The sequence below is a fragment of the Bacillus sp. z50 genome (assembly GCF_058313585.1).
Map to the genome: position 1 here is coordinate 230,347 of NZ_JBZFQL010000001.1, position 25,932 is coordinate 256,278.

20 protein-coding genes and 1 riboswitch are annotated in these 25,932 nt (G+C 37.1%); of the genes, 6 read left to right on the top strand and 14 right to left on the bottom strand.

Annotated features, from left to right (window positions below; all coding sequences use genetic code 11):
- Positions 1–160 precede the first annotated feature (160 nt).
- Positions 161–1,648 carry a potassium/proton antiporter gene (locus AC4G3N_RS01030; RefSeq protein WP_140461673.1) on the top strand — a complete coding sequence of 496 codons (1,488 nt, stop codon included), beginning with the start codon at positions 161–163 and terminating at the stop codon, positions 1,646–1,648.
- 103 nt (positions 1,649–1,751) lie between these two features.
- Here AC4G3N_RS01030 and AC4G3N_RS01035 read toward each other — a convergent pair whose 3' ends face one another.
- The 3 genes from AC4G3N_RS01035 to AC4G3N_RS01045 all read right to left on the bottom strand — a co-directional run bounded on the left by AC4G3N_RS01035 (position 1,752) and on the right by AC4G3N_RS01045 (position 7,621).
- Complete coding sequence (locus AC4G3N_RS01035; protein ID WP_066103592.1) at positions 1,752–3,926, bottom strand: ATP-dependent Clp protease ATP-binding subunit; 2,175 nt, start codon at positions 3,924–3,926, stop codon at positions 1,752–1,754.
- Between the two features lie 213 nt (positions 3,927–4,139).
- Positions 4,140–6,803, bottom strand: coding sequence for a pyruvate, phosphate dikinase (gene ppdK / locus AC4G3N_RS01040; protein ID WP_066103591.1), 2,664 nt, complete (start codon positions 6,801–6,803; stop codon positions 4,140–4,142).
- Positions 6,803–7,621, bottom strand: coding sequence for a pyruvate, water dikinase regulatory protein (locus tag AC4G3N_RS01045; protein ID WP_066103589.1), 819 nt, complete (start codon positions 7,619–7,621; stop codon positions 6,803–6,805). Before AC4G3N_RS01045 ends, ppdK begins: the two co-directional genes overlap by 1 nt.
- A 310-nt stretch (positions 7,622–7,931) precedes the next feature.
- On the opposite strand from AC4G3N_RS01045, the gene AC4G3N_RS01050 reads away from it, so the two are divergent.
- The 3 genes from AC4G3N_RS01050 to AC4G3N_RS01060 are packed head-to-tail and all read left to right on the top strand — an operon-like array spanning position 7,932 to position 10,982.
- The gene (locus tag AC4G3N_RS01050; RefSeq protein ID WP_066103587.1) at positions 7,932–9,248 is read left to right on the top strand and encodes an alkaline phosphatase family protein; all 1,317 of its coding nucleotides are present in this window, start codon (positions 7,932–7,934) and stop codon (positions 9,246–9,248) included.
- 12 nt (positions 9,249–9,260) lie between these two features.
- A complete protein-coding gene (locus tag AC4G3N_RS01055) occupies positions 9,261–10,535 on the top strand; it encodes an MFS transporter (protein ID WP_491089567.1) in 1,275 nt (424 codons plus the stop codon).
- A 57-nt stretch (positions 10,536–10,592) separates the two neighbouring features.
- Complete coding sequence (locus AC4G3N_RS01060; protein WP_066103583.1) at positions 10,593–10,982, top strand: DUF3021 family protein; 390 nt, start codon at positions 10,593–10,595, stop codon at positions 10,980–10,982.
- A 153-nt stretch (positions 10,983–11,135) separates the two neighbouring features.
- Here AC4G3N_RS01060 and AC4G3N_RS01065 read toward each other — a convergent pair whose 3' ends face one another.
- The gene (locus tag AC4G3N_RS01065) at positions 11,136–11,891 is read right to left on the bottom strand and encodes an exodeoxyribonuclease III (protein WP_139891883.1); all 756 of its coding nucleotides are present in this window, start codon (positions 11,889–11,891) and stop codon (positions 11,136–11,138) included.
- Between the two features lie 118 nt (positions 11,892–12,009).
- Between AC4G3N_RS01065 and AC4G3N_RS01070 the strand changes: the two genes are divergently transcribed.
- Positions 12,010–12,261 carry an alpha/beta-type small acid-soluble spore protein gene (locus tag AC4G3N_RS01070; protein ID WP_066103579.1) on the top strand — a complete coding sequence of 84 codons (252 nt, stop codon included), beginning with the start codon at positions 12,010–12,012 and terminating at the stop codon, positions 12,259–12,261.
- Between the two features lie 461 nt (positions 12,262–12,722).
- Here the strand turns inward: AC4G3N_RS01070 and AC4G3N_RS01075 are convergent, their stop codons facing one another.
- The 7 genes from AC4G3N_RS01075 to AC4G3N_RS01105 form a co-directional block, all read right to left on the bottom strand.
- Positions 12,723–13,064: a PTS sugar transporter subunit IIA gene (locus AC4G3N_RS01075; RefSeq protein WP_491089568.1), complete on the bottom strand. Its 342-nt coding sequence runs from the start codon at positions 13,062–13,064 to the stop codon at positions 12,723–12,725.
- A 734-nt stretch (positions 13,065–13,798) separates the two neighbouring features.
- A complete protein-coding gene (locus AC4G3N_RS01080) occupies positions 13,799–14,278 on the bottom strand; it encodes an acyl-CoA thioesterase (RefSeq protein WP_066103576.1) in 480 nt (159 codons plus the stop codon).
- 101 nt (positions 14,279–14,379) lie between these two features.
- Positions 14,380–15,114, bottom strand: a complete 735-nt coding sequence (locus AC4G3N_RS01085; RefSeq protein WP_066103574.1) for a gamma-glutamyl-gamma-aminobutyrate hydrolase family protein — start codon at positions 15,112–15,114, stop codon at positions 14,380–14,382.
- A gap of 127 nt (positions 15,115–15,241) precedes the next feature.
- The gene (locus AC4G3N_RS01090; RefSeq protein WP_066103573.1) at positions 15,242–16,108 is read right to left on the bottom strand and encodes a YitT family protein; all 867 of its coding nucleotides are present in this window, start codon (positions 16,106–16,108) and stop codon (positions 15,242–15,244) included.
- Positions 16,109–16,138: 30 nt separating this feature from the next.
- Positions 16,139–16,570, bottom strand: a complete 432-nt coding sequence (locus AC4G3N_RS01095; protein WP_066103571.1) for a MarR family winged helix-turn-helix transcriptional regulator — start codon at positions 16,568–16,570, stop codon at positions 16,139–16,141.
- A gap of 175 nt (positions 16,571–16,745) precedes the next feature.
- Positions 16,746–17,849, bottom strand: a complete 1,104-nt coding sequence (locus AC4G3N_RS01100) for a branched-chain amino acid aminotransferase (protein ID WP_491089569.1) — start codon at positions 17,847–17,849, stop codon at positions 16,746–16,748.
- A 121-nt stretch (positions 17,850–17,970) separates the two neighbouring features.
- Positions 17,971–18,579 carry a DUF6438 domain-containing protein gene (locus AC4G3N_RS01105; RefSeq protein ID WP_491089570.1) on the bottom strand — a complete coding sequence of 203 codons (609 nt, stop codon included), beginning with the start codon at positions 18,577–18,579 and terminating at the stop codon, positions 17,971–17,973.
- Between the two features lie 1,089 nt (positions 18,580–19,668).
- Here AC4G3N_RS01105 and AC4G3N_RS01110 point away from each other — a divergent pair.
- Positions 19,669–19,821 carry a YpzG family protein gene (locus AC4G3N_RS01110; protein WP_077248014.1) on the top strand — a complete coding sequence of 51 codons (153 nt, stop codon included), beginning with the start codon at positions 19,669–19,671 and terminating at the stop codon, positions 19,819–19,821.
- Between the two features lie 47 nt (positions 19,822–19,868).
- On the opposite strand, the gene AC4G3N_RS01115 is transcribed toward AC4G3N_RS01110, so the two are convergent.
- The 3 genes from AC4G3N_RS01115 to AC4G3N_RS01125 form a co-directional block, all read right to left on the bottom strand.
- Positions 19,869–20,921 (bottom strand): ribonucleotide-diphosphate reductase subunit beta, encoded by a 1,053-nt coding sequence (locus AC4G3N_RS01115; protein WP_491089571.1) that lies wholly within the window; start codon positions 20,919–20,921, stop codon positions 19,869–19,871.
- Positions 20,922–20,937: 16 nt separating this feature from the next.
- Positions 20,938–23,202, bottom strand: coding sequence for a ribonucleoside-diphosphate reductase subunit alpha (locus AC4G3N_RS01120; RefSeq protein WP_491089572.1), 2,265 nt, complete (start codon positions 23,200–23,202; stop codon positions 20,938–20,940).
- A 167-nt stretch (positions 23,203–23,369) separates the two neighbouring features.
- A riboswitch (cobalamin riboswitch) is annotated at positions 23,370–23,551 on the bottom strand.
- An 86-nt stretch (positions 23,552–23,637) separates the two neighbouring features.
- Positions 23,638–25,878: a DEAD/DEAH box helicase gene (locus tag AC4G3N_RS01125; RefSeq protein ID WP_491089573.1), complete on the bottom strand. Its 2,241-nt coding sequence runs from the start codon at positions 25,876–25,878 to the stop codon at positions 23,638–23,640.
- Between the last annotated feature and the right edge of the window lie 54 nt (positions 25,879–25,932).

The window sequence follows — 25,932 nt, forward strand, 5'->3', positions numbered from 1 at the left end:
GCTAAAAAAGCACCTGTTTTTCATTTTCTCCCCTCTTCTGCTCCCTTTCAATAAAAAGCAATTCTCGAAAAACAAGTTTGAAGATTATGCAATTATGGAGATAGGTATATATATTCTATTAACAGCTTATATAGATTTACAGAAAGTGAGTCGATTGTTCATGCCATCTGAAGTACTAACAACTGATTTTTATATTTTAATAGCAGCGATCCTATTAATCCTCGGAATTCTGTCTACCAAATTCTCAGCAAAATTAGGAGTCCCTTCACTCGTCTTTTTTATACTGGTCGGAATGGCCATGGGAAATGATACCTTCGGCGTAATTAATTTTTCGAATGCAGGATTAGCACAAACGATTGGTGTTCTGGCCTTGATTATTATTTTGTTTGAAGGTGGAATACAAACTAAATGGAAATCATTGCGGCCAATTATTCTCCCTTCCCTTTCACTGGCAACCATTGGTGTTTTGATAACCTCTGCAATAGTTACGATAGCAGCTCATTATATTCTTAATGTTGATTGGCTGATAGCTATGTTATTCGGTTCAATTGTTGGATCAACGGATGCAGCAGCAGTATTTGCTGTATTAAAAGGACAAAACATACAAGACCATTCAGGTAAAACATTAGAGGCTGAATCTGGTTCCAATGACCCGATGGCAATCTTTTTAACCGTGTCCTGTATTGAAATGATTACCTCTTCTGAAGTAAATGTGGTTAATCTAATTGGATCTTTTATTGTCCAGATGGGACTTGGTTTACTGCTTGGATGGATATTCGGGAAAATAGCCGTTGCTGTGCTTAATCGGATCAATTTGGAATCAACTGGCCTTTACCCTGTTTTCGCTGTTACATTCGCTTTATTAACATACGGTATTACTGCGAATCTAAACGGAAGTGGATTACTGGCCGTCTATGTAATGGCTATTATCATTGGAAACTCTGAGGTCGCCTATGAAAAAGCTACACAATTCTTTGCCGAAGGATTTGCCTGGATGATGCAAATTTTAATGTTCATTATATTAGGCTTACTTGTTAATCCCGACGATTTATTTTCACTTGAAATTATCTTAAAAGGCTTATTGCTTTCTGTTATTTTAATCCTGATTGCAAGGCCGGCAGCTGTATTCATTTCTACTATTAAAATGAATTTCAATTTTAAAGAGAGAGTATTTTTATCCTGGGCTGGCTTAAAAGGCTCCGTACCAATTGTCCTGGCGACATTTCCCTTACTTGCAAACATTGGAGACAGCCACCTGATTTTTAATGTTGTCTTCTTTGTTGTATTAACAAGTTGTTTAATACAAGGATCCACCATATCCTTCGTGGCTGGCAAACTTGGATTAGCCGAGCCTGCCAGTGAAACCCCTAAGCATTCACTTGAAATTGTCTCACTGGGTAAGGCCAATGCTGAAATGGTGAAATATCAAATGGAACCGGACTCTTTCTTGATTGGGAAAACACTAATTGAAATACCATTCCCTGACCATACATTGGTCAATGCAATCATAAGAGATGACAAATTGGTTACCCCTACCGGTGACACAGTGATCAAAGAAGGCGATTTTCTCTATGTATTGACACCTAAGTTAAAAAAACGCAGCGTAAAACAGTTACTGCGAAAGAAAAATACTGATAATGAAGAATAATAGTAAGATTAGAAGTTAGTATCCTATTTCAAAACTATGATAGCTTAAAGAACAAAATCTCATCAAAAAATGCCTCCTATCTCAAGGATAGGAGGCATTTTTATTAGACAGTCACTACTTTTATTTCGTTTTTGATCACTTCTGCTTTAAATGTTCTCTTGTCTGGGTGATTGAAGACACAATCCGCAATTCCATCCTCAAGTTGTTCCTGAATAACTCGACGTAATGGACGTGCTCCAAAAGCAGGATTATATCCAAGCTCAGCCAGTTTTTCTTTTACTTCATCTGTTATGGTCAGTTTAAATCCTTCATGATCAAGCATTTCATATAGTTCAGCAAGCATAATATCTACAATTTCAAGTAAGTTTTCTTTTGTTAATGATTTAAACTCAATGATGCTATCAAAACGGTTTAAAAATTCAGGCTTGAAGTAGCTGCCAAGAGATTGAAGAATAGATACTTCTTCCTCTACTCCTCCTGCTCCAAAACCAACTTTCTTAACTTTCTCACCGACTCCTGCATTACTTGTCATGATAATCACTGTGTCTTTAAAGTTTACTGTGCGTCCCTGACTGTCTGTTAAACGTCCATCTTCAAGGATTTGCAAGAACATGTGCATCACATCTGGATGAGCTTTTTCAATTTCATCCAAAAGAATGATGCTATATGGTTTACGGCGAACCTTTTCGGTTAATTGTCCGGCTTCTTCATGTCCGACATATCCCGGAGGAGAACCGATTAATTTAGACACACTGTGTTTCTCCATATATTCACTCATATCTAAACGAATCATAGAGTCTTTTGTGCCAAACAATTCTTCTGCCAATGCTTTTGATAGCTCAGTCTTCCCAACTCCAGTCGGACCTACAAATAAGAATGATCCAATTGGGCGATTTTTGGCTTTTAAGCCGGCACGGCTCCGACGAACAGCTTTCGCCACTTTTTGAACGGCCTCATCCTGACCGATTACTTTATTTTTAAGTTCCTCTTGAAGCTTATTCATTCGAACAGCTTCATCCTCTTGTAGCTTACCTACTGGTATACCTGTTTTCTGTTCGATGATTTTCTGGATATCTTCTACAGTTACCTTCGGCTTTTCACCAGTTCCTGTTTTAAGCATATTTTCAAGTTTTTCTTCTTCGTCTCGAAGTTTGGCAGCCTGTTCATAGGCTTCTGTTTTTAATGCCTGTTCTTTTTCTTTGTGAATTTGCGCCAATCTTTCTTTTACTGATTCTTCACCTTGATTTTCAATTGTCAAATTCAATTTAGAACCAGCTTCATCCATTAAGTCAATGGCTTTATCCGGCAAGAAACGATCTTGAATATAGCGGTGTGACAGTTCTACCGCTGCTTCTAATACTTCATCACTAAATTCAACGGAATGGTAGGATTCATATCTTTCTCTTAATCCTTTTAGAATATCTAACGCTTCTGCAGTTGTAGGCTCATTAACCATTACTGGTTGGAAACGTCTTTCAAGTGCCCCATCTTTTTCAATTTGACGATACTCATTTAATGTTGTTGCACCTACTAATTGTAACTCTCCACGCGCAAGCGCTGGTTTCAGAATATTCCCTGCATCCATGGAGCCTTCTGCAGATCCGGCACCTACAAGCTGATGAATTTCGTCAATAAACAGAATCACATTTTTTCTTGTTTGCAATTCTTGAATAAGCTGCTTCATCCGTTCCTCAAATTGCCCACGAATACCAGTATTGGATACTAAGGAAGCAACATCAAGCAGATATACTTCTTTATCCTTTAGTTTTAAGGGAACATTCCCTTCCGCAATTTTAAGCGCAAGTCCTTCAGCAATCGCTGTTTTACCAACCCCTGGTTCACCGATCAGGACTGGATTATTTTTCGTACGTCTGTTCAATATCTCAATTACACGTTTAACCTCTTCTTCACGTCCAATCACTGGATCAATGAGTCCTGCTTTTGCATTATAAGTTAAGTTACGACCGTATTGATCAAGTAATCCTCCACCATTAGGCGGCTGTGTTTGTGTTCTGACCTGTTTATGCTGGTTGTGATTTGTCTGGTCCATTGAGCCAGACATATCTGACATAAATGAATCTCCGTTACCCTGGTTGAAAAATGATTCTAATGTAAATGGCTTAAATGGATGTAAATTCATTCCTCCCATTTGAGCTCCTAATTTATTGCGTTCCTCTTTATAGCATGAAGAACACAAATGATGATTTTCCTGATGTCCATTCACCCTTAATTGCATCTGTACAGTTGCTTGGTTTTGTTGGCATTTTTCGCAAACCATAGATGTATCCTCCTTATAATTCTAAATTTATTTTATCGTTTTACAGTTACTAAACTCATTTGAAACTGGTCAATTTGACTTTGACTATCTTTGACCTTAATTACATTATACTCTGACCTTTTTTGACTTTCAACTATTTTATACCCCTTTGTTTATTTTTTAATCATAAAAAAAGGAAGCGCCTGATACAGCGCTTCTTAGATAAACAAATAATTAATTAGTCACGGCTTCCTTTATATCATCATATCGCAAAGTTGCCTGTGCAGCTGCCAGCCTTGCCAATGGAACACGATAAGGCGAACAGCTTACATAGTCTAAACCGGCTTTATAACAGAAGTCGATTGATATTTTTTCTCCGCCATGCTCCCCGCATATGCCAGTTTTTAATTCAGGTTTTGTTTGTCTGCCCAATTTCACTCCCATTTCGACCAGCTTACCTACACCATCTTGGTCTAACACTGCAAAAGGGTTTTCAGGCAGGACTTTTTCTTCTATATATGTTTGTAAAAACTTCCCTTCCGCATCATCACGGCTGTATCCAAAAGTTGTTTGGGTTAAATCGTTAGTACCGAATGAGAAGAAGTCTGCCTCTTTGGCAATTTGATCAGCAGTAAGTGCTGCCCTTGGGATTTCAATCATAGTACCAATCGTGTACTGGAACTTTTTGTCCGTTTCTGCCTCTACCTGAATCGCTGTATCCATCACCAATTGTCGCATTTGTTTCAATTCATTCACATGTCCAACAAGCGGAATCATGATCTCAGGCTGAACCGGAATACCGCGCTCCATTAAGTTAGCAATCGCATAGAAAATAGCTTTTGCCTGCATGCCGTATATTTCTGGATGAATCATGCCTAATCGGCAACCGCGATGTCCAAGCATAGGATTAAATTCATCCAATTGACGAACCTTTTTTAACAGTTGCTCTTTTTTCATTAATTCCTTTGAATCAGGATCAGTAATTTGAAGCTTCGTCACTTCGATGATTAATTCTTCTTTATCAGGTAAGAATTCATGTAATGGTGGATCTAATAAGCGAATAGTAACCGGATTTCCCTGCATGGCTTCAAAAATGCCTTCAAAATCCTCTTGCTGCATTGGCAATAAATATTCTAATGCTTTATTTCTTTCCGCAATGGTCTCAGAAAGAATCATTTGTTGGACAAACGGTACACGTTTTGCATCCATGAACATATGCTCTGTTCGACATAGTCCGATTCCGCCAGCCCCAAATTCGAGAGCCTTTCTTGCATCCTCTGGATTGTCGGCATTTGCACGTACCCCTAGTTTTCTAGTTTCATCCGCCCATGATAATAAAGTTAAAAATTCATCCGATAATTCTGGATCAATCATTGGAATCTCTCCAAGCATGATTTCACCTGTAGATCCATCTATCGTAATGGTATCATGATGGTTCACTACTGTATCGCCAACTCTGAATTGCTTTTCTTTTAAATCAATCTTTAATGGCTCACAGCCGCAGATACATGGCTTTCCCATACCTCTCGCTACCACGGCAGCATGGCTTGTCATTCCCCCACGGGTTGTAACAATTGCCTGGGCAGCAACTATTCCATGAATATCATCAGGTGTCGTCTCAGGACGGACAAGAATGACCTTTTGGCCGTCATTGCCCAATCTTTCTGCTTCATTCGCATCAAATACTACTTGGCCTGTAGCAGATCCTGGTGATGCTGGAAGGCCTTTAGCCAGTTGTTTTCGTTCATAAGTGTCATCAATTCGGGAGTGGAGTAGCTGATCCAATTGCTCCGGATCTACTCTTAACAGCGCTGTTTTTTTATCGATAATCCCTTCCTGCACCATTTCTACAGCAATTCTAATGGCTGCCTGTGCAGTACGTTTACCGGATCTCGTTTGAAGAATGTATAATTGTCCACGCTCAACCGTAAATTCTATATCCTGCAAATCCAAATAGTGTTTTTCAAGCTGCTTGCATGTATTTACGAATTGTTCAAAAACATCTGGCATATCATTTTCCAAGGTATGTATAGGCTGTGGTGTCCTGATTCCCGCAACTACATCTTCTCCCTGAGCATTAATTAAATATTCCCCATATAAAACATGCTCTCCGGTGGATGGGTTTCGGGTAAATGCCACTCCTGTTCCGGAATCTTCACCCATATTCCCAAAAACCATGCTTTGAATATTAACTGCTGTTCCTAAATGTCCAGGAATTTTATTTAAACGTCTGTACACTTTTGCACGCTGATTATTCCAAGAATCAAATACCGCTTTAACAGCTAAAAACATTTGCTCACGAGGGTCTTCGGGGAAACTTTGTTTCGTGTGCTTTCTAACAATATTTTTATAACCTTCTATAACTGTTTTCCAATCTTCGGCGGTTAATTCAGGATCATTTTGATACCCTTTTTGTTCACGTATATCTTCCAGCAATTGCTCAAAATAAAATCCATCAACTCCCAAAACCACATCGCTGAACATTTGAATGAAACGACGATAAGAGTCATAAGCAAACCTTGGATTTCCTGTTAACTCTGCCATGCCAACAACCGTTTTATCATTCATACCGAGATTTAAGACAGTATCCATCATACCCGGCATTGAAAAGACGGATCCTGATCTAACAGAAACTAAGAGGGGATCAGTTGGGTCGCCAAGCTTTTTACCAGTGCTCTGTTCAAGATTTTGGAGTGCCTCGAGAATTTGCTCTTCCATCTCTTCAGTAATTTGTTTTTCATTTTCATAATAAGAGTTACAGGCTTCTGTACTGATGGTGAATCCAAATGGTACAGGTAAACCGATATTCGTCATTTCAGCTAAATTAGCTCCTTTACCACCCAATAAATCTTTCATATTACTATTTCCTTCGTTAAAAAGATAAACATATTTAGTCATCATACATAGCTCCTCTCACCTTTTAAAATATCCAAAATAATACTCGCTGTTTCTTCAATAGCTTTATTGGAAACATTAATGATCGGACAGCCGACTCTTTTCATAATTTTCTCGGCATAATCCAATTCCTCTAATATTCGCTCATAACTGGCATAGTTAGACTGAGAGGTTAAACCTAATGATTTTAATCTTTCTTTACGGATTGCATTTAACTGGTCTGGAGTTATAATCAGACCAACACATTTACTCTTTTTAATTTTGAATAACTCATCAGGCGGTGAAACTTCTGGAACTAAAGGCACATTGGCTACCTTGTACCCTTTGTGTGCTAAATACATCGATAATGGAGTTTTTGAAGTCCTTGAGACTCCTATTATCACAATATCTGCATTTAAAAGACCCCTTGCATCTTTACCATCATCGTACTTGACGGCAAATTCAACTGCTTCAACCTTACGAAAATAGTCTTCATCCAATTGTCTGGTTAATCCTGAAAGATGATTGGCTGGCTTATGGAATTTTTCCTCAAATGCATTTAATAATGGAGATAACAGATCAACTGCTACTACATTCGCTTCTTTAGCCCGCAAATCCACATGCTCTTTTAAGGAAGGAATAACAAGGGTGTACGCAATAATGGAGGAGTCCTGTTTTGCTAAATTGATAATTTCATCAATATCTTCTTCACTTTTTACATATGAATTTCTTCTAATATCTACTTGTCCGCCATTAAACTGTGTGGCAACCGCCTTTACGACAAATTCTGCTGTTTCTCCTACCGAATCAGATATAACGTATACAATTTCCCTCTTGTTCATCAGCCAATTCCCTTCTATCCATAAATTAGTTATGTATTCGTAATATATAAGCAATGACTGTTATTTTTCTGTTCATCTCCCTCTCTAAATCAACCTCAATTAATTTTTTCGTTAACTTAATAGTATCACCACTTTTTTAAAATTCAAACTAATATGTTATACTTTTTACCAATTAGTATAACATAATTTACTTCTTGAAAATCATCTATTATATATAAATATATCTCAATTTTATGTATTTTCAAAAAAATAAACTATACAATTCATTACACAATAGTAAAATAAAAGATAAAGCGGAAAGGAGGTATCTATGAACGGCCTAACAAAGCGAATAATTGTAATATCTTTTGATTGCTTATCTGCATTGGATTTTCCTAAATTAACTAATTTAACGCACTTCAGGGATATAATTGAGAGAGGATCTTATGCAAACCATGTTCAAACCATCTACCCCTCTTTAACCTATCCTTGTCATACCTCCATCATCACAGGTAATTATCCGAAAAGACATGGGATTATCAACAATACGCTTATTCAGCCCGGCCGGAAATCTCCTGATTGGCAATGGTACAGATCTTCTATTAAAGGCACTACTTTATATGATCAGGCAAAAAAGGCCAACCTAACAACCGCTTCCCTTTTATGGCCTGTCACTGGCCGTGCGAACATCGATTACAATTTGCCGGAAATTTTTCCAAACAGACCCTGGCAAACTCAACTGCTTGTCTCACTCTTCAGCGGCAGTCCTCTCTACCAATGGCAGCTGAATAAAAAATTCGGCCATCTGAGGCAGGGACTGAGTCAACCACATTTAGATGACTTTGTGCTGGCCTCTTGCCTTGAAACAATCAAAACGAAGCAGCCACATTTACTTCTTGTTCATTTCACAGATTTGGATTCAAAGCGACATGACCATGGATTTGATTCCAGCGAAGCTAATGAAGCACTGACAAGGCATAATGAACGTCTTGGCCAAATTATTACCACATTGAAAGAAATACAATTATATGAAGAAACAACAGTGATTGTCCTTGGGGATCACAGTGCATTAGATGAAAATAAAGCGATACAAGTAAACACCCTATTTAAACGGGAAAATTTTATACATATTAACAAACAAGGAAAATTGATCAATTGGAAGGCTTATTGTAAATCCTGTGATGGATCAGCATATATTTACGTAAAAGATAAAGAAGATATCGGTACCTACAAGCGAGTTCAGTCATTATTGACTAAATTAATGGAGAACAAAGACAACGGGATTGAACAAATCCTGACTGGTACTGAAGCAGAAAATTTAGGGGCAGACCCAGCTTGTGCCTTCATGCTTGAAGCAAGAAAAGGGTTCTATTTCACGGAATCTTATGAAGGCGATTTCATTAAGCATATAAGCGCAGAAGATGTGAAGCGTGAACCCAAATATACATTGGCCACACATGGATATTCTCCTCAAAAACCAGATTACAGCACCGTATTTATAGCAGCAGGCAAAGGAGTCACAAGCGGACAAATCATTCCAAACATGCACCTTGTCGATATAGGTCCTACATTAGCTGCTATGCTGGGTCTCTCCCTGGGAGAAACAGATGGAAAGGTGATAGAAGCGTTTATCCAGCCAAAAGAATAAAGGAGGTAAGGTATGAGTTCACTAACAAAGCAGGAGAAAAGCTGGGCTTTTTATGACTGGGCAAATTCAGCCTATTCAATTGTAATCGTGACAGCCATCTTTCCTATTTATTTCAAAGCAGCCGCAGATGCAGCGAATATATCGAATGCTACGTCAACTGCTTATTGGGGTTATGCCAATTCTATTGGTACATTATTAATCTCTATTTTGGCACCGCTCTTGGGTACAATTGCAGATTTTAAAGGATTTAAGAAACGTTTCTTTATTTTCTTTTTTTCACTGGGGATACTCTTCACTTTCATGCTAGCAATCGTACCTTTTGATCAATGGATCATTTTATTGATTTGCTACATCATCACTTCCATTGGTTTTGCAGGCGCAAATATTTTTTATGATGCCTTTTTAGTAGATGTGACCGATGATAATAAAATGAGTAAACTCTCTGCTCACGGATATGCATTGGGGTATATAGGAAGTACCATTCCATTTATCATTGGGATTGCCCTCACCCTGCTCTCTCAACAAAAAATCATTCCACTCTCCATTACAGCAGCAATGCAAGCAGCCTTTATAATCACAGCACTATGGTGGGGATTATTTACGATTCCGCTGCTAAGAAATGTACAACAAACATATTATATTGAACGGGTTAGAAACCCAATCAGGATGAGTTTTAAACGCCTGTTTGCTACGTTCCAAAATATCAGAGCCTATCGTCATTTATTTATTTTCCTGATTGCTTATTTTTTTTATATTGATGGTGTGCATACGATTATTACGATGTCGACTGCCTATGGAACTGATTTAGGCTTTAGCTCGACTACCTTGTTAATTGTTTTATTTGTCACGCAAGTCATAGCCGCTCCATTCTCTTTGCTATATGCCAGACTGGCAGCTAAATACAATGAAAAAATCATGATTTTAGTAGGTATAGCAATCTACACATTTATTTGTATCTACGCTTATTTTATTACGTCAGCGCTTGATTTTTGGATATTGGCTATCCTGGTAGGTACGTCACAGGGTGGGATTCAAGCTTTAAGCCGCTCCTATTACGCTAAACTTGTGCCAAAAGAGTCTTCAAATGAATTTTTTGGCTTTTATAATATCTTTGGAAAATTTGCTGCTATTACCGGTCCATTTTTAATGGGAATCACAACGCAAATTACCGGCAATACAAATATTGGTGTGCTTAGTTTAGTGGTCCTATTTATCATTGGCGGGCTCTTCATGCTCCGTGTGCCAAATACTGCCCAGCATGCCCCTACTGTTACGGCAAAATTATAAATATGTTAACAAATATAATCTGTTTATTGGTAAGGTCTACTCTTGTGAATATGATATATGAACGAGGTGAAGACAATAGCTTATGTAACGGCAGGAATGATAAGAGCGTTTATACCTTTTTTAATTTTGACTAGTATATCAATTGTTCTTTATTACGGCTCTGGACCGGTTCATGAGGTAAGAAGTACGTTTATTGTGGGTATAATCAGTGCTCTAGTTGCAGGTTTTTCAGTTATATACAGTATTGATGGCTGGTCGTTGAAGAAGCAGAGTATAATTCACTTTGGTTTTATGCTTTTGACCATTTTTCCATGTCTTATTTTCAGTGGATGGTTTGAAATAAAATCTTTAATGGATATTGCAGCCTTATTGGGTATCTTTTTGATATGGGGAATTACTTTATGGAGTATCTTCTACCTCATTTTTGGTATTCTAATCAAACGGTAAACCATAAAGAGATTTACAGAATGCTTTAACAAACAAAAAGAAACACTTTCTCGAAATGCTGAAAGTGTTTCTTTGTTTTCAAATAATTTTTAGATTAATGCCTTACTTTTGAATATGGACTTCTCTATACGACTAACTAAAAATTACATCGACTCAAATTTTCATTTCCAAAGAAATTGGACAATGGTCACTACCCATAATTGACGTGTGGATTTCTGCTTCGGTAATTAGATTAGCGATTGATTCAGACACAATAAAGTAGTCAATCCGCCACCCAATATTACGTTCGCGGACTTTGCTCATATAAGACCACCAGCTATACACTTCTGTTTTATCAGGATAGAGATAACGGAAGGAATCAACAAAACCGCTAGATAATAAAGCTGTCATCTTACCTCGTTCCTCATCTGTGAAGCCAGAATTCCCTTTATTTGATTTGGGGTTTCGTAAATCTTCGGGTTTATGAGCAACATTTAAATCTCCCGTTAAAATCACTGCTTTCTCTTTATTCAATTCATGTAAGTAAGCATAAAGTAAATCTTCCCAAACCAAACGGTACCCAAGCCTTGCCAGGTCACGCTGTGAATTTGGTGTATACACATTTACAATGAAAAATTGATCAAATTCCAATGTAATGGCTCTGCCTTCCACATCATACTCATCATTCCCAATCCCGTATTTAACGGATAATGGTTTTTGACGAGTAAAAATTGCCGTGCCTGAGTATCCTTTTTTTACAGCGTAATTCCAGTATTGATAATAGCCATCCAGCTCCAGATTAATCTGGCCCTCCTGCAGTTTAGTTTCCTGCAAACAAAATATATCAGCGTTTAATTCTTTAAAAGTATCCAAAAAACCTTTTCCAACGCAAGCTCTTATCCCATTCACATTCCAAGAAACAAATTTCATAACTTCAATTTTCCCCCTGCTAAATATCTCTATCTAATTCATATAAAATTCATTATAACAAATCGAGTAGATAAAATGCGGTTTGGGCACCTTATATTTAAAGGAGACGTGATTAACGATGGCCAAACGCAGAAAAATTTTAGTACCTGAATCCAGGGAACAATTAGATCAGCTGAAAGCAAAAGTGGCGCAAGCCGACCACCCGGACAGAGCAAAATATGAAGTAGCTAAAGATCTTGGCATTCCCCTCAATGAAGGATATAATGGTCGCATTGCTGCAGCAGATGCAGGAAAAATCGGCGGTAAACTAGGTGGAAGCATGGTGAAGGAATTAACCAAATTGGCAAAGGAAAATATATTGAGGCAATAAAAAAAGCCTCTCAGGCTTCAAAAAAAGTTAAGTGAAGAATTATAAAAGCTGAAATTTATAGAGCTACAGAGTTTTTCAACTATTTTGTTAACCCCCGAAGATACAAGTTGATTGCTCGTTAACTCAATTACAGCTAATCCTGTTTTCCAAAATTACCGTTTCACTCTCAAATGATTTAATTTACTTTACTGTACTCAGACGCAACCGGAAGATCGCCAATTGCTATTGGTAAGGCCCTTACTTGTAATAATACAGCTGATTTCAACAACGCTGTCATAGAGTAAACTTCCTGATTGCTCCTTTATTCATTGACAGCTTGTTGTAATGCCTTTCTACCCATCAATTCAATGATAATACAAGCAAACCTTCTTTTTAATTTGGCAACGTTCCTACTCTTTCCAGTTTTTATTTGCCATCTTCAATATCGGTAAACCATAATCCCTTCACAGCCAATTTATTCCTCATACATTTTTATAAAATCTTCTATCAATTCCGGTGTGTAACTCGCTGCTTTCATATAATTCTACAAATTCAGCAGCCATATTCTTAACTGTCAAGGTTTTCATCAGATTATTCTGTGCAAGTAGCATTAGGAATGATACATTCATAACTTCTTCCGTTTCTTTCTGTAATAAACAAACTTGCGTTTGATGAGCCATTAGAATAGCATCTGTTGATTCTTTCAATTTTTGGTGAGCTAGGCTATAATCTCCGTGCTTCGCTGCAGCAATTGCTTCCACCGCACAGCTTCGACCGTCTCCACCATGGAGAATTAACCTGAATTTTTCTACTTCATTCATCATTTTCCCTCCATTTAGATAGATTTGATATTTTATAATATTGCAGTCCTCATCTCTGATTCTCCTGCTTTATCTTATGCTATCCATATTTTCATATCTTTTAATACGTATCAGATTGGAATTTCCAATCAATATTCCATAGTCGAAAAATCATTCATAACGTTGATAAAACAATACCCTTTTTAAAGGCTTACTAACCAGAAATTTCAAATGCAATAAATCTCATAATCATCAGCATTCACAATTAGTATTTTCATATAATATAGTACCTTCGTTTGAGTTATTTATATCTGACGATCCTAAGATTTTTATGATAGGATAATCATCCAATTAATACTGGGAACATCTGATCTTGAGTCTATATCACTCTCTGTAAACCCTGTTCAGTTTCGGAGGTATACACATGGTTAATATGAAATATCTAGAGGAGTCAGATACCATTATTTATTTTTCAGAAATAAAAAAGGGAAGGCCTCAGCCCTCCCTGTTATCATCTGTGTTAATCTCTATAATAGTAAACTAGCTCCCTCAGGTTACTGAATTCGGTCTGGATCTATGTATATGTTTTCTCTCTTCTTTGGTAGAAGTAACTCAACTATAGCTATTCATCTCTAGAAATTTCCTTCTAATTTAGGACTATTTCTTTTTAAAAAGCAGGAATAATTGAGGAGTATTAGCCGTTACAAAAATCATCATAAAACCTTGAAAAACATATTTCCAAGGCTTTGGTGACTCCCTTATTTAGATTTCTGCTTTCTCATTTTCCGTTCTTGATACTTCGCTTCAGCACGATTATACAGCTCTTTTTCAAGCTCGGTTTCAGGCAGTACTTTAGGAACTGAAGAGGGCCTTCCATCTTTATCAATCGCAATCATGGTCAAGAATGCCTCAGACGTTAGTCTTCTCTCTCCAGTCATCAGATTCTCTCCTTCAACCCTTACATACACCACCATTGAGGTATTGTGTGACCAAGTAACAAACGCCTCCAAACAGATAGCCTGCCCAGATTTAATAGGAGCATGAAAATCGAACGAATCACTTGAAGCTGTAACCACTGGTTTTCTACAATGACGCATCGCAGCAATTCCTGCAATTTTATCAACATACGCCATTACCTTACCACCAAAAATCGAATTGTACTGATTTGTATCAGCAGGTAAAACTAAATCAGTCAAATAAGCTTTTGAATTACTTGGTACTTTGCCTTCATCCAACATGGCGCTCGACCCCTAACCCAGTATATTCTATTTATCCCAATATACTACACATAGAAAAAGACTGCCAAATGACAGTCTTTTCGTTTAGCTTACTTAATTTCTCATAAAGCGTTTTGCTTACAAACACCAATAAAATGTCTTAACAATTGATCCATGCTGGCATCATGTTTACGCAATTCTTCTGGATGAAATTGTGTTGCCATAATTGAATCATCAATTCCTTCAAACGCTTCTATTAATCCATCTTCAGCCTTCGCGACTGGTTTTAAGCCTTTACCTAACTCTTTTATGCCCTGATGATGAAAACTATTCACATCCATTTTATCCTTTTTGACAATACTATATAGTTGGCTATCCTGTTCTAAAAAAACTGTATGAACTGGCTCAGGCCGCTCTACATTTGATAGATGCTCCAAATCATCAGAATTATCATCTTCTTTATCTTCTTCAACATGCTGGTAGAGACTTCCACCTGCTGCTACATTAATTAAATGTGAACCCCTGCATATTCCAAATAACGGTTTCCCTTGCTTGCGTGCTTCTTCAATGATTTGGAAATGTGATTGATCTAGCCCCTTATGTGTGTCTCCTAAATCCTCACTTGGTGGTTCATTGTAAAATATCGGATTCACATCAATACCACCCGTTAATAAAATCCCATCAACCATCGAAACCCAAATCTTAGCGAGTTCCTCATTACCCAATGGAAAAATCAATGGAATTCCACCTGTTTTTTTTATTGCTTCTGAATAACTTAAAAATACAGTTGTTGTATTGTTTCCTTCTATTTTTAATATATTACTTGTTAACCCAATAATCGGTTTATCATTTTTCATATCTAAATTCCTCCCTTAATCTCTCACTTCTATTCCCATTAAATATTATTTTTACTCTAGAAATATTTGTAATTTATTCAACTAACAAAAATAGCAGCCCAATGATGAGCTGCTATCGTATTAAATATTAGTGTATGTTTTTCTTTTCAAAGTTACCGCCCATAACATCAGAAACGTTCTGAATCGCTATAAAGGCATTTTCATCAATATCATGTACAACATCTTTTAATTTAGCCAATTCCAGACGTGTCATTACGCAATAAACCATTTGCGTATCTTCCTTTAGGTAGCCACCCTTTGCATAAATAAACGTGGTCGATCTTCCAAGGCGATCCTGAATAGCCTCTGAAATTTCTGCATATTCGTTGGAAATAATCGTTACAGATCTAGATTCATTTAAACCTTCTACTACGATATCCATAACCTTAGCGGCCATATAATACGCGAAAATAGAATACATTGCAGAATCCCATTCAAATACGAAACCTGCAGCTATAAAGATGAAAACATTTATGAACATAATGATTTGTCCAACTGGTAATCTTAATTTCTTAGATAATAAAATCGCTATGATTTCTGTACCGTCAAGGGCACCGCCAACACGAATGACAATCCCAACTCCAAGTCCAAGAATCAATCCTCCAAATAACACAGCCAGGATTTTCTCATCTGTAAATGGCTCAATATGATGCAACATTGCTGTACTAACAGAAAGGACAGCAATACCATAAATAGAGGAAATCGCAAAAGTTTTACCAATTTGTTTGTATCCAATATAAAGGAATGGCAAGTTAATAATAAAGATGAATAGTCCCAACTGTAATTTGGTTATATGTGAAAGCATAATGGATATCCCAGTTATTCCACCATCAATGACACTGTTTGGTACCAAGAAGAGTTCCAATGCAACAGCCATCATGACTGCACCAAGTGTAATGAAGAAAAATCTTGTTAGTATTTTTAATATAGATGCTTTTTTATGTGTTTTTGGCAAAACTATTCCTTCTTTCTTTATAAATATTTATTATTTTGATTGATAATCAGTAAATTTTTGAAGAATAGAATTTAATATCTTCAGTTCGTGTTCATCCAGTAAAGCTGCATACTTTTTTAAAATTTCTCGGGAGTTCTCTCTTGCCTTCTGAAGAACTTGAACCCCCTCTTCGGTAAGTGTTACTGCGACAAACCTTCTATCCTTCTCATCTTGAACTCTTGAAACAAATCCATGCTGCACCAGCCTTTCAAGCATGACGGTGATCGCGCTTGGTTTCACATTGAGGATTTTCGCTAAATGTTTAACGTTTGTCACTTTTTCTTTTTCAATTTTATTTAACAAATGAAATTGCGATCCGGTAATCCCCAAATCCTGATGCTGCGTAATCTCCGACATGATTGTTCTAATTGTTGAAATCAATATACTTTCAAATTCTTCTATTTGATTTTCTTTACCATCCATCCTATATTGTCCTCTCTTACATCGAGAATAATTTTAATTTTTTTGCTTAATTATTATACCATATTATAATTAAATAGTTTAACTATCTTATATATACACTTTCCAAATTAGTATCCACCAAACAAAAAAATGCAAAAAAAAACCGTGGTTACCCACGATTTTCTTTAAAAACTTATTATTTATACGCATGTATCTGGCTTTCTTCTTTGACTTCCTTTATCCAATTGAATGGATCTTCTACTTTACCATTTTGTATCCCTGTGATGGTATCATATAATTTTTGCGTTAACGTTCCTATTTTCCCTTTGTTGATGGTTAAAATTTCATTATCCCATAATAATTCACCAATTGGCGAAACTACTGCTGCTGTTCCTGTCCCAAAGGCTTCTTCCAATTTCCCATTTTTATTAGCCTCAATAATCTCCTGCATAGAAACTCGACGTTCTGTAACTGGGATGTTCCAATGTTGTAATAGCTGAATAATTGATTGACGAGTCACACCATCCAATACACTGCCGTTTAATGCAGGCGTGACAACCTCACCATTTATTTTAAAGAAGACGTTCATGCTTCCGACTTCTTCGATATACTTTTTCTCAATTCCATCAAGCCAAAGCACCTGTGAACAGCCAAGTGCTTCTGCCAATTCCTGTGCTTTAAGACTGGATGAATAATTACCGCCTGTTTTGGCCATCCCTGTACCGCCCTTTACAGATCGTACGTAATCTTTCTCAACACCAATTCGAACGGGATTGATTCCCTCTTTATAATACGCTCCCACTGGTGACAAAATGATTATGAACTGATAATGCTTGGACGGTGCAACACCCAAATAAGGTTCTGTTGCAATAATAAACGGCCGTACGTATAAAGAAGTACCTTCCCGGTCCGGAATCCATTCACGATCAATATCGATTAGGATTTCCAATGCCTTGATAACAAACGACTCATCTATATGGGGGATGCATAAACGATCATTAGATTTGTTCATCCGTTCAAAATTCTTTTCTGGTCTAAACAGAAAAACCCGATTATCGTGAGTACGATATGCTTTTAGCCCTTCAAAAACCGTTTGTCCATAGTGAAAAGTCATACAGGAAGGCTCTAGTGTAATAGGTTGATAGGGAATAATCCTCGGATCATGCCACCCACCCAATTCTTCATCATAATCCATAATAAACATATGATCCGTAAAAATTCTTCCGAAGCCAAGTGTTTCAGGATTGGGCTTTTCTTTTTTATAATTGGTTTTTGTGATAGAAATTAGTTGAGTATCCATGTGATGTCCCCTTTAAATTGTCAGAATAATTAATAAAATTAATTGTACTCCTCAAATAGGGAACCTGCAAGTAGCAAACTTAAAATTAATAAAAAAACTCCAATTCATCGACTATTTCTCATTAAAGTTTAGTACTAGAGCTCATAATAATATATGGATGTATACGACCCGTACCATCTTTCCCTAACTTTTCAATTTGCCAGCTATGATAATTAGCTTCATTAACATTAATCATTTGAAATGCATCAGCTTGATTGGAGCTGGATATTACATATTCCTCATGTGAGTTCGACTTTCTTTTAATATGGAAGAGATAGAGAGGTTGTTTAATTAAATTCTTTAATCCCAATAATTCTTCCATTTTTCTTTCAAAGGCATCCAATTTTTTCAATGTATGCTTACTATTATCACAAGCAGCATCCTCGTCACCCAAATCATGTACCACTGTCTTATGTTCGCCAAATTGATATACCAATCGGGTAACACAAGTCGGGCTATCCGGCACAATTTGTGCAGTAGTATTATAAATGAAGTTTTTGTAATCGAATGATAGCAAGAGATCTTCAATTTTTTTAACTCTTTGCTTAGAAACCGTAAAGTTCTTAACGCCTATATATGAAACATACTTCTCACCCTGCCAACTTACATGCCCTTCACTTGTGATGGTTGCCTGATAAATCGGGGATTTGCCAAGACATGATGTCCGCGAGATGGAAAATTCTTTAAACAACTTTATACTTCCTCCTATTAGTACAAACTGATTCTTTAGAGTGCTAGATATCTATATATTTATCACTGCGCTCACTTTTCAAACATTTTCCAAATTATAATAGGTCTACCATATATACTATGAAAGACCAATACCATTTATAATAAGCCAACTGACACATTAATTAAAGACCAAAAGTATCTATTTAAGGCTGGCTGCTACAAGTATAATATGAGTTAAATTTCCTAAATTAATATAGTTTTAAAAAAATATAACATACCTCTTTAGATGTTAGTTATCATTTTGCGGGAGAGTGTATTTTACATGGTGAAGAAATTGAAAAGAGAACAAGCTGATCTTTCTTGACAATATCGAGGAATGTTTCTGTATGGATTTCTGCCAATAAATTAAAATCAATCACTAAGCTACTATAACATATCTGTAAAAATTGATGTTTCAGATAAATATGCTAACTTTAATTTTACGAAAATTAGAAACAGCAATCTTTCTTTTGGACAAATTTTATCTGAAAGAAGTGCTGGCTCATAAGCAGAAAACAAACTATAAGAAAGCCCGACTTTTATTCAATAACACATTTACTTATACAGGTTCCGCAATAAGGATAATTCGATGATGTGTTACATCAAAGTACCCATCCGCCTGAATAATCTGGTGGATTATATATCATACATCCAATTAATGATCCAACTCAAAACTCGGTACTTTCCAGGGAATGGCTTTTAGATATAAAAGTACCAACATCATAAAACGTTGGATTGGATAGGCTTCTTGACTATAAACAACAGTCATATCATTCTTCCGGACTTCTTTCAGTGCTATTTCATCGTATTTTCCCCTTTAACAGATGATTTTATAAATCATTCTGTCAAAATGGGAGACCGCGGCATAGATTTCTCCGTTATTATTGTTCATATTCCAAATTTCGCATAATTATCCACCATCAATATCCATATTATATATATTTTATCATAATATAGAAAATAATTCGTGAACTTTTCCCGAGATTAAAAGTCACTCATTTTGTATATCCTATACTTGATGTCCTCATAAGGGACATCAGAACGTATCCTACTGATGGGGTGATAAGCAATGAGTTATCGGAATCATTTAGATCCACACTCTTCTCTTTTTCACCATAACTGGACAAGGCGGAAGCGCTCAAAATCACAGGTTAATGGACATACTGCAATGTCCCAGACCAATATCATTTTGAGGAGCAATGCGAAAGCTCACCGCTGGTAAGGATGCCTTCAAGAAAAAAGACGCCGTAATTGGCGTCTTTTTTTCATTTACAGTTCATCAAATCCATTAGTATCTGTTGTTTTTGTATATTGTCTTGATTTCTGCTCAAAGAAATCCGTCTTACCTAAATCCACTTCCTGATACGCAACAATCCACCTTAAGGGATTTTTGTTCGGAACCTCTGGAAACGGAGATCTTCCATACCCCAACTGATTGCAACGCTTATTAGCCATAAACTGGATATATTGTTCGAGCTCAGCCATCGTAATTCCCTCGATTTTATTTCCTATAACTTTATGACCCCATTCAATCTCAAGCTCTGCTGCAGTTCTGAAGGTTTCAATCGCAAAATTTTTCAATTCTTCTGTATTTGTTTCGGGATGTTCAGTCAATATTACTTTAAAAATCTTCTCAAACAGCCCAACATGGATCTGTTCGTCTCGATTTATATAATTAATCATCGTCGAAGTTGCCACCATCTTTTGATTTCTGGCCAAATTATAAAAGAAAGCAAAGCCTGAGTAAAAGAAGAGCCCTTCCAGGATTACATCATAGATAATCGATTTAAGTAGATTTTCGATTGTTGGGTTTTCTGTGAAATCCCGATAGCCATCTGTAATAAAATCATTTCGTTTACGCAAAATCTCTTCAGTTCTCCAATATTCAAAAACTTCATCTTGCTTGCTTTTCTGGACAATACTTGACAATACATAGGAGTAGGAATGGTTATGAATGACTTCTTGCTGCGCCAGCATAATCATCAATGCATTCAGAGATGAATCGGTCAGATAGTCGGCGACTTTACTGGCATAGTCAGACTGGATACTATCAAGCAATGCCAACAAGCCTATAATTTTTAGAAAGGATTCTTGTTCAATTTCTGAAAGATTTGGAAATTGTTTCGCATCATTCACCATATTAATTTCAAAAGGCGTCCAAAAATTAGATAGCATTACTTTATATTTAGGATATGCCCATGGATAGCGCACATCATCCCAATTTAAAATATTTGAATTTCTGCCATTAATAATACCCGTTGAACTATTCGGTGCTTCCCGATCGACTAATTTACGTTTTTCCACTATTGTTTTTGTATCCATTATATTTCCCCCATCCTTATTGGCAGCTTTCGCATTCTTCTATAACAGCGCTTGAAGTAGAACGTACATAGTATGTTGTTTTTAATCCGGTCTCCCATGCAAGCAGATGCAAGTCTAATAAATCACGTGCTTTAATATCATTACGGACATACAAATTAAACGAGATTCCTTGGTCGATATGTTTTTGACGACGTGCATTTTGGAGAATGCTCCATTTTTGGTCAATTAAATAAACGGATTTATAATACCACATTGTCTCCAGATTCAAGTCAGGTGCAGTCACTGGAATACGGTAATTCTTCTTCTCTTCGGAATATTCCCTTCTGAAAATTGGATCAATTCCGGATGTAGAACCGGCAATAATCGCAGTTGAAGAATTTGGTGCTACGGCCATAAGATAGCCATTTCGAATTCCGGATGTATGCACTCTATTTTTCAATTGACTCCAAGCATCTGAATCATAGCCTCTTTGGTCAAAATAAGATCCGGTCTCCCAATCAGATCCTTCAAAAAATGGGTAAGCACCTTTTTCACCAGCTAAATCCACACTTGATTTAATCGTTAAATAAGCGATTTTTTCGTATAATCGGTCACAGTATTCAACGGCTTTCTCTGATTCCCAGGCAATGCCCTCAAGCGCTAATAAATGATGCCAGCCAAATGTCCCAAGTCCTATAGCACGATAATTTTTATTCGTTATATTTGCCTGAATGACCGGGATATTATTTAAATCAATGACATTATCAAGCATTCTCACCTGTATCTTAATTAAGCGTCCAAGGACATCTTCCTTTACAGCTTTGGCAAGGGAGATAGACGAAAGATTACATACAACAAAGTCACCCGGTGTTTTTTCAATAATAATTTTCCCATCCTCGGTTCTTTGTTCAATAACTTTGGTAGCACTTTGATTTTGCATAATTTCCGTACATAAATTACTGCAATATATCATTCCTTTATGGCGATTAGCATTAGAGCGGTTGACCGTATCCCGATAAAACATATAAGGTGTTCCTGTTTCAAGCTGAGAAATCATGATCGCCTTAAACACTTCAATGGCAGGTATTTCTTTTTTGGAAAGCTGCGGATGATTGATACATTCAGTATATTTTTGTCTGAATTGGCCATCCCCTGCTTCTTCATCAAAATAATCTTCAAGAGAATATCCCATTACTTTTCTTACTTCATGCGGATCAAATAAATACCAGGTACCCCGCTCCTTGACCATTTCCATAAATAAATCCGGAATGCAAACACCAGTAAATAAATCATGCGTTCGAAAACGTTCATCCCCATTATTTAAACGCGCTTCGAGGAAGGCAAATATATCCTTATGCCAAACATCCAGATAAACTGCAATGGCACCCTGTCTTTGGCCCAGTTGGTCCACACTGACGGCGGTATTATTTAATTGCTTCATCCATGGTATAACTCCTGAGGAAACACCCTTAAATCCTTTAATATCACTGCCTCGCGCTCTAATTTTCCCTAAATAAACACCTATTCCTCCGCCATTTTTAGATAGATTGGCAATATCGGTGTTTGAATCATAGATACCTTGCAAACTATCATCAACAGTATCGATAAAACAACTGGATAATTGGCCATAGCTTTTCCCAGCATTAGCAAGCGTAGGAGTTGCCACCGTCATATATAGATTGGATAAGGCCCAATATGCTTCTCTTATTAATTTGATTCGCTGTTCTTTAGGCTCATTCATCATTAATGTCATGGCAATAATCATAAACCGTTCCTGAGGAAGTTCATATAAGCTTCCATGATGAGATTTGGCTAAATAGCGATCTGCCAGCGTCCGAATGCCAATATACGTAAACAACTGATCTTTTGATGAATCGATGACTGCTTCGAGTTCATTGATTTCGTCTTCCGTATATTCATTTAACAATGCTGGATTATAAATCCCCATATCAGTCAATAGTTCAACAAGCTGATGAAAGCTCCCATATTTGTGTGTTAAATCATATCCCCGGCTTTTTGAAGCTTTATCATATAACTGGTCTAAATAAATAGTTGCCGCCACAAATGTCCAATCAGGCTCATCAGCAGAGATACGCTCTACGGCGCTTAGTACCAGTAAATTCACCAACTCTTTCTTGCTATAGTCAGACTTATACTCAAGTGCTGTCTTGATTTTTTCTAAGTATTCCTCTGCTGAATAAATAGATGTATAGGAACTAACACATTCCTTTATGTATGTTTCTATGCTTTTTAAATTTATGACTTCCAGACTTGCATAGTTTGATTCGTAAGATACTGCCATACTAATTTCCCCCTTATTGTTTGCCGATAAATCGATTAAAAACGTCTGTTCCCTCCACGCAAAAAATCCCATTGCCTAAAAATAAGCAATGGGAAAAGAAATAATAACAAGATTGAACTGTTCAATATTGCTATTTCATCCGTTCCACCCTCATTGCTCCCGATAAAGGCAAACCAGTGAAAAAGGCAGGTCTCCTGACTCATGCTTCGCTTTACTCTAAGTCCTTCCCATAGATTTCTCTACAGTGGTTTACTTATTTCATCAGCATTTACAGTTGCGGGTACAGTTCCGGATTTTAACCGGATTCCCTATTAAGTCGTAATACGACACCTTAAACACGTTAAAATCAATATATAGTATTTTAATTTAAAAACAATAACAACATATAGAATTATAAATCTTATATGTGAAAATAGCAACTAAAATTCCGACAATTTATTTAGGCAATTGCTGGAGAAATTGATTGATAAATGCTTCGGATTCCAATCGAATTCCAATGTATGGCGGATGAACACGTTTATTGGCTTCAAGAGGAACCCCCAACCACAATACTTTTTGGTCAAAGATGACAAATGTGAAGCTTGGCCCATTCTGAAGATGGATATCCGGATCCAAATAGGAATGGGAATCTGGAGAATACATCATCAGTCTTGTTCTTGAGTTCCTCGTCTTCACTCTTTGAACAAAATCCGATGATAACACACTGGAATTTGGCAAGGAAAGGATAATGGAAGATTGGGCTTTTTTTAAATCCTGATAGAACCCTTCCAAATTTCTTGCATAAATCCATTGTAATTTTGGATGATGGTTGGCAATCCATTTGCCTATTTGATCCATATTGACCATTTGATTCCGTTTCATTTGATATTGAACGAGCTGATGAAGAGTTTTTGTATGCGAAACTTTTGATTCTATAAACTCCACATCGCTGACATGAATCAGTTTCCCTTTTGTTCTGGTAATTGCAACATTTAACAGCCGTTCACTTTCCCTGCCCGTTAAAAGCATCCCTGCCCGATTTTGCGGATAACTATCTACACTATCAAATACCATTACTTCCCGTTCACTTCCCTGGAAACGATGGACAGTGGCAGCCAATATATCATGCAGGCCGTTCTCTTCCTCATATAGATCTTTAATTAATGTTTCCATCAATTGTGCCTGCGCACGATAAGGGGTTGCATAACCGATTGATTTACTCCCATTGCTGTAGGCTTCATGAATAACCTGAAAGGATAACAATAGATTCATCAAATTCATTCTAGAACCAGAGGAAGTGCCCGTAAAGCAGTGTTCCCCTGTGAAGCTCGTATTTAACAGTACGGAAGCACGATCTACAAAAGGTGTCTTTGAAACGATATCTTTTTTATTTATATGAACACTTGGATGATCGCCAACCAGTGAATTATAAACATATTGGTTCGTAAAAGCGGAGATATCCGGATGCATTCTCCTCTGTTCCTTTAATAAAAACAAATGAGTATGAAGTTTTCCCCCACGTGCAATATCAGCAACACCGGCACGATGGAAGATGTCCTCCTTCAGCCAGCGGTCTACAAGCTCTCCCCTCGAAACCGCAATAGGAGGTAATTGCTTAAAATCCCCACAAATAATACAACGCTTGGCAAGTGCGCCGGCAAAGGCAATTTGCGGGATAAAGGCCATACTGGCTTCATCAATGATAACTAGATCATACTCTTGTTCAAAAATACTCGGGTCCATTGCTGCTTTCGCCAAGGTAGTCCCAACAATGAAGGCATTTTTGACTAAATGAATTTCTTTTTGCCTTATTTTCTCTAAGATTCTGCCCAGTTTTTTTTCAAGGTCAAGAAGCTGCTCCGAGTCACGTACGCTAAAAGACAGAGACAGATCTTTTTTTAGCAGTTTCTTTTCTTCATTAATCGAATCCCTTTCCTTCACTAAATGTCCATCATGACTTTCCAATAATTTAGCCGGCAATATATCCCCATGCATCAGAAGACCCTCACCAGTTTGAGAGCCGTAACGTAAAATATCTCCTTCATGAAAACGATCCGCTCGTTTAACAAATGCCGTAATTTCGGCAAGCAGGACATCCACAGCCTGATTACTGTGAGAGAGAACTAATATACGTTTCTTTTTAAAATATTTATTGGCTGCCGTTCGTGCTAAAGTATACGTTTTTCCTGTACCAGGCGGTCCCCAAACATATGTGACCGGGTTATATTTTGATCTGGCATATAATTCGCGTACCGCGCTTTTACTTGTTTTGTCCGTTCGTTTATCAGGCATGGAAGGCTCCATGATCCGTTTAACCCGACTTCTTTTCCGCTTACTTTTCCTGATATCATCCAGTCTTTCAATCAGCTGATCTAAAAGTTCCCATGGGTCATGATAAATCGTAGCCTCTTCAATCAATTCACCTATTGATTGTTCAAGAGACAGAAGCAAACTATTGCCCTCAGAGGATAGGATTCTGGCATCAAACCGACTCCCGCCCCATTCCAGCTTAGCAATCGTTCCAACAGGTATACGCAAAATACTGGATGACTCAAAATAGTACGTAAAAGAATCACCTGACATAATCTTATTGCCATTCATCAGGTGATAGCGGGTACTTCCATATTTTTTTAAATACTGAATCTCTTCTTCAAGTGCTTCCTGCCATTCTTCAATATACTCTTGTGTTGAATTCATTCTTTGTGCCCCTCAAATCATAAACCTAAATTATCTCTAATTTGATAACTATAC

Coding starts and splice junctions, on each gene's coding strand:
- AC4G3N_RS01100 (WP_491089569.1), bottom strand. CDS start 17,849: ATGGATACTCAACTAATTTCTATCACAAAAACCAATTATAAAAAAGAA.
- AC4G3N_RS01045 (WP_066103589.1), bottom strand. CDS start 7,621: ATGAACAAGAGGGAAATTGTATACGTTATATCTGATTCGGTAGGAGAA.
- ppdK (WP_066103591.1), bottom strand. CDS start 6,803: ATGACTAAATATGTTTATCTTTTTAACGAAGGAAATAGTAATATGAAA.
- AC4G3N_RS01125 (WP_491089573.1), bottom strand. CDS start 25,878: ATGAATTCAACACAAGAGTATATTGAAGAATGGCAGGAAGCACTTGAA.
- AC4G3N_RS01075 (WP_491089568.1), bottom strand. CDS start 13,064: ATGATGAATGAAGTAGAAAAATTCAGGTTAATTCTCCATGGTGGAGAC.
- AC4G3N_RS01055 (WP_491089567.1), top strand. CDS start 9,261: ATGAGTTCACTAACAAAGCAGGAGAAAAGCTGGGCTTTTTATGACTGG.
- AC4G3N_RS01110 (WP_077248014.1), top strand. CDS start 19,669: ATGAGTTATCGGAATCATTTAGATCCACACTCTTCTCTTTTTCACCAT.
- AC4G3N_RS01065 (WP_139891883.1), bottom strand. CDS start 11,891: ATGAAATTTGTTTCTTGGAATGTGAATGGGATAAGAGCTTGCGTTGGA.
- AC4G3N_RS01070 (WP_066103579.1), top strand. CDS start 12,010: ATGGCCAAACGCAGAAAAATTTTAGTACCTGAATCCAGGGAACAATTA.
- AC4G3N_RS01080 (WP_066103576.1), bottom strand. CDS start 14,278: ATGTTGGATGAAGGCAAAGTACCAAGTAATTCAAAAGCTTATTTGACT.
- AC4G3N_RS01095 (WP_066103571.1), bottom strand. CDS start 16,570: ATGGATGGTAAAGAAAATCAAATAGAAGAATTTGAAAGTATATTGATT.
- AC4G3N_RS01060 (WP_066103583.1), top strand. CDS start 10,593: ATGAACGAGGTGAAGACAATAGCTTATGTAACGGCAGGAATGATAAGA.
- AC4G3N_RS01085 (WP_066103574.1), bottom strand. CDS start 15,114: ATGAAAAATGATAAACCGATTATTGGGTTAACAAGTAATATATTAAAA.
- AC4G3N_RS01050 (WP_066103587.1), top strand. CDS start 7,932: ATGAACGGCCTAACAAAGCGAATAATTGTAATATCTTTTGATTGCTTA.
- AC4G3N_RS01030 (WP_140461673.1), top strand. CDS start 161: ATGCCATCTGAAGTACTAACAACTGATTTTTATATTTTAATAGCAGCG.
- AC4G3N_RS01035 (WP_066103592.1), bottom strand. CDS start 3,926: ATGGTTTGCGAAAAATGCCAACAAAACCAAGCAACTGTACAGATGCAA.
- AC4G3N_RS01115 (WP_491089571.1), bottom strand. CDS start 20,921: ATGGATACAAAAACAATAGTGGAAAAACGTAAATTAGTCGATCGGGAA.
- AC4G3N_RS01120 (WP_491089572.1), bottom strand. CDS start 23,202: ATGGCAGTATCTTACGAATCAAACTATGCAAGTCTGGAAGTCATAAAT.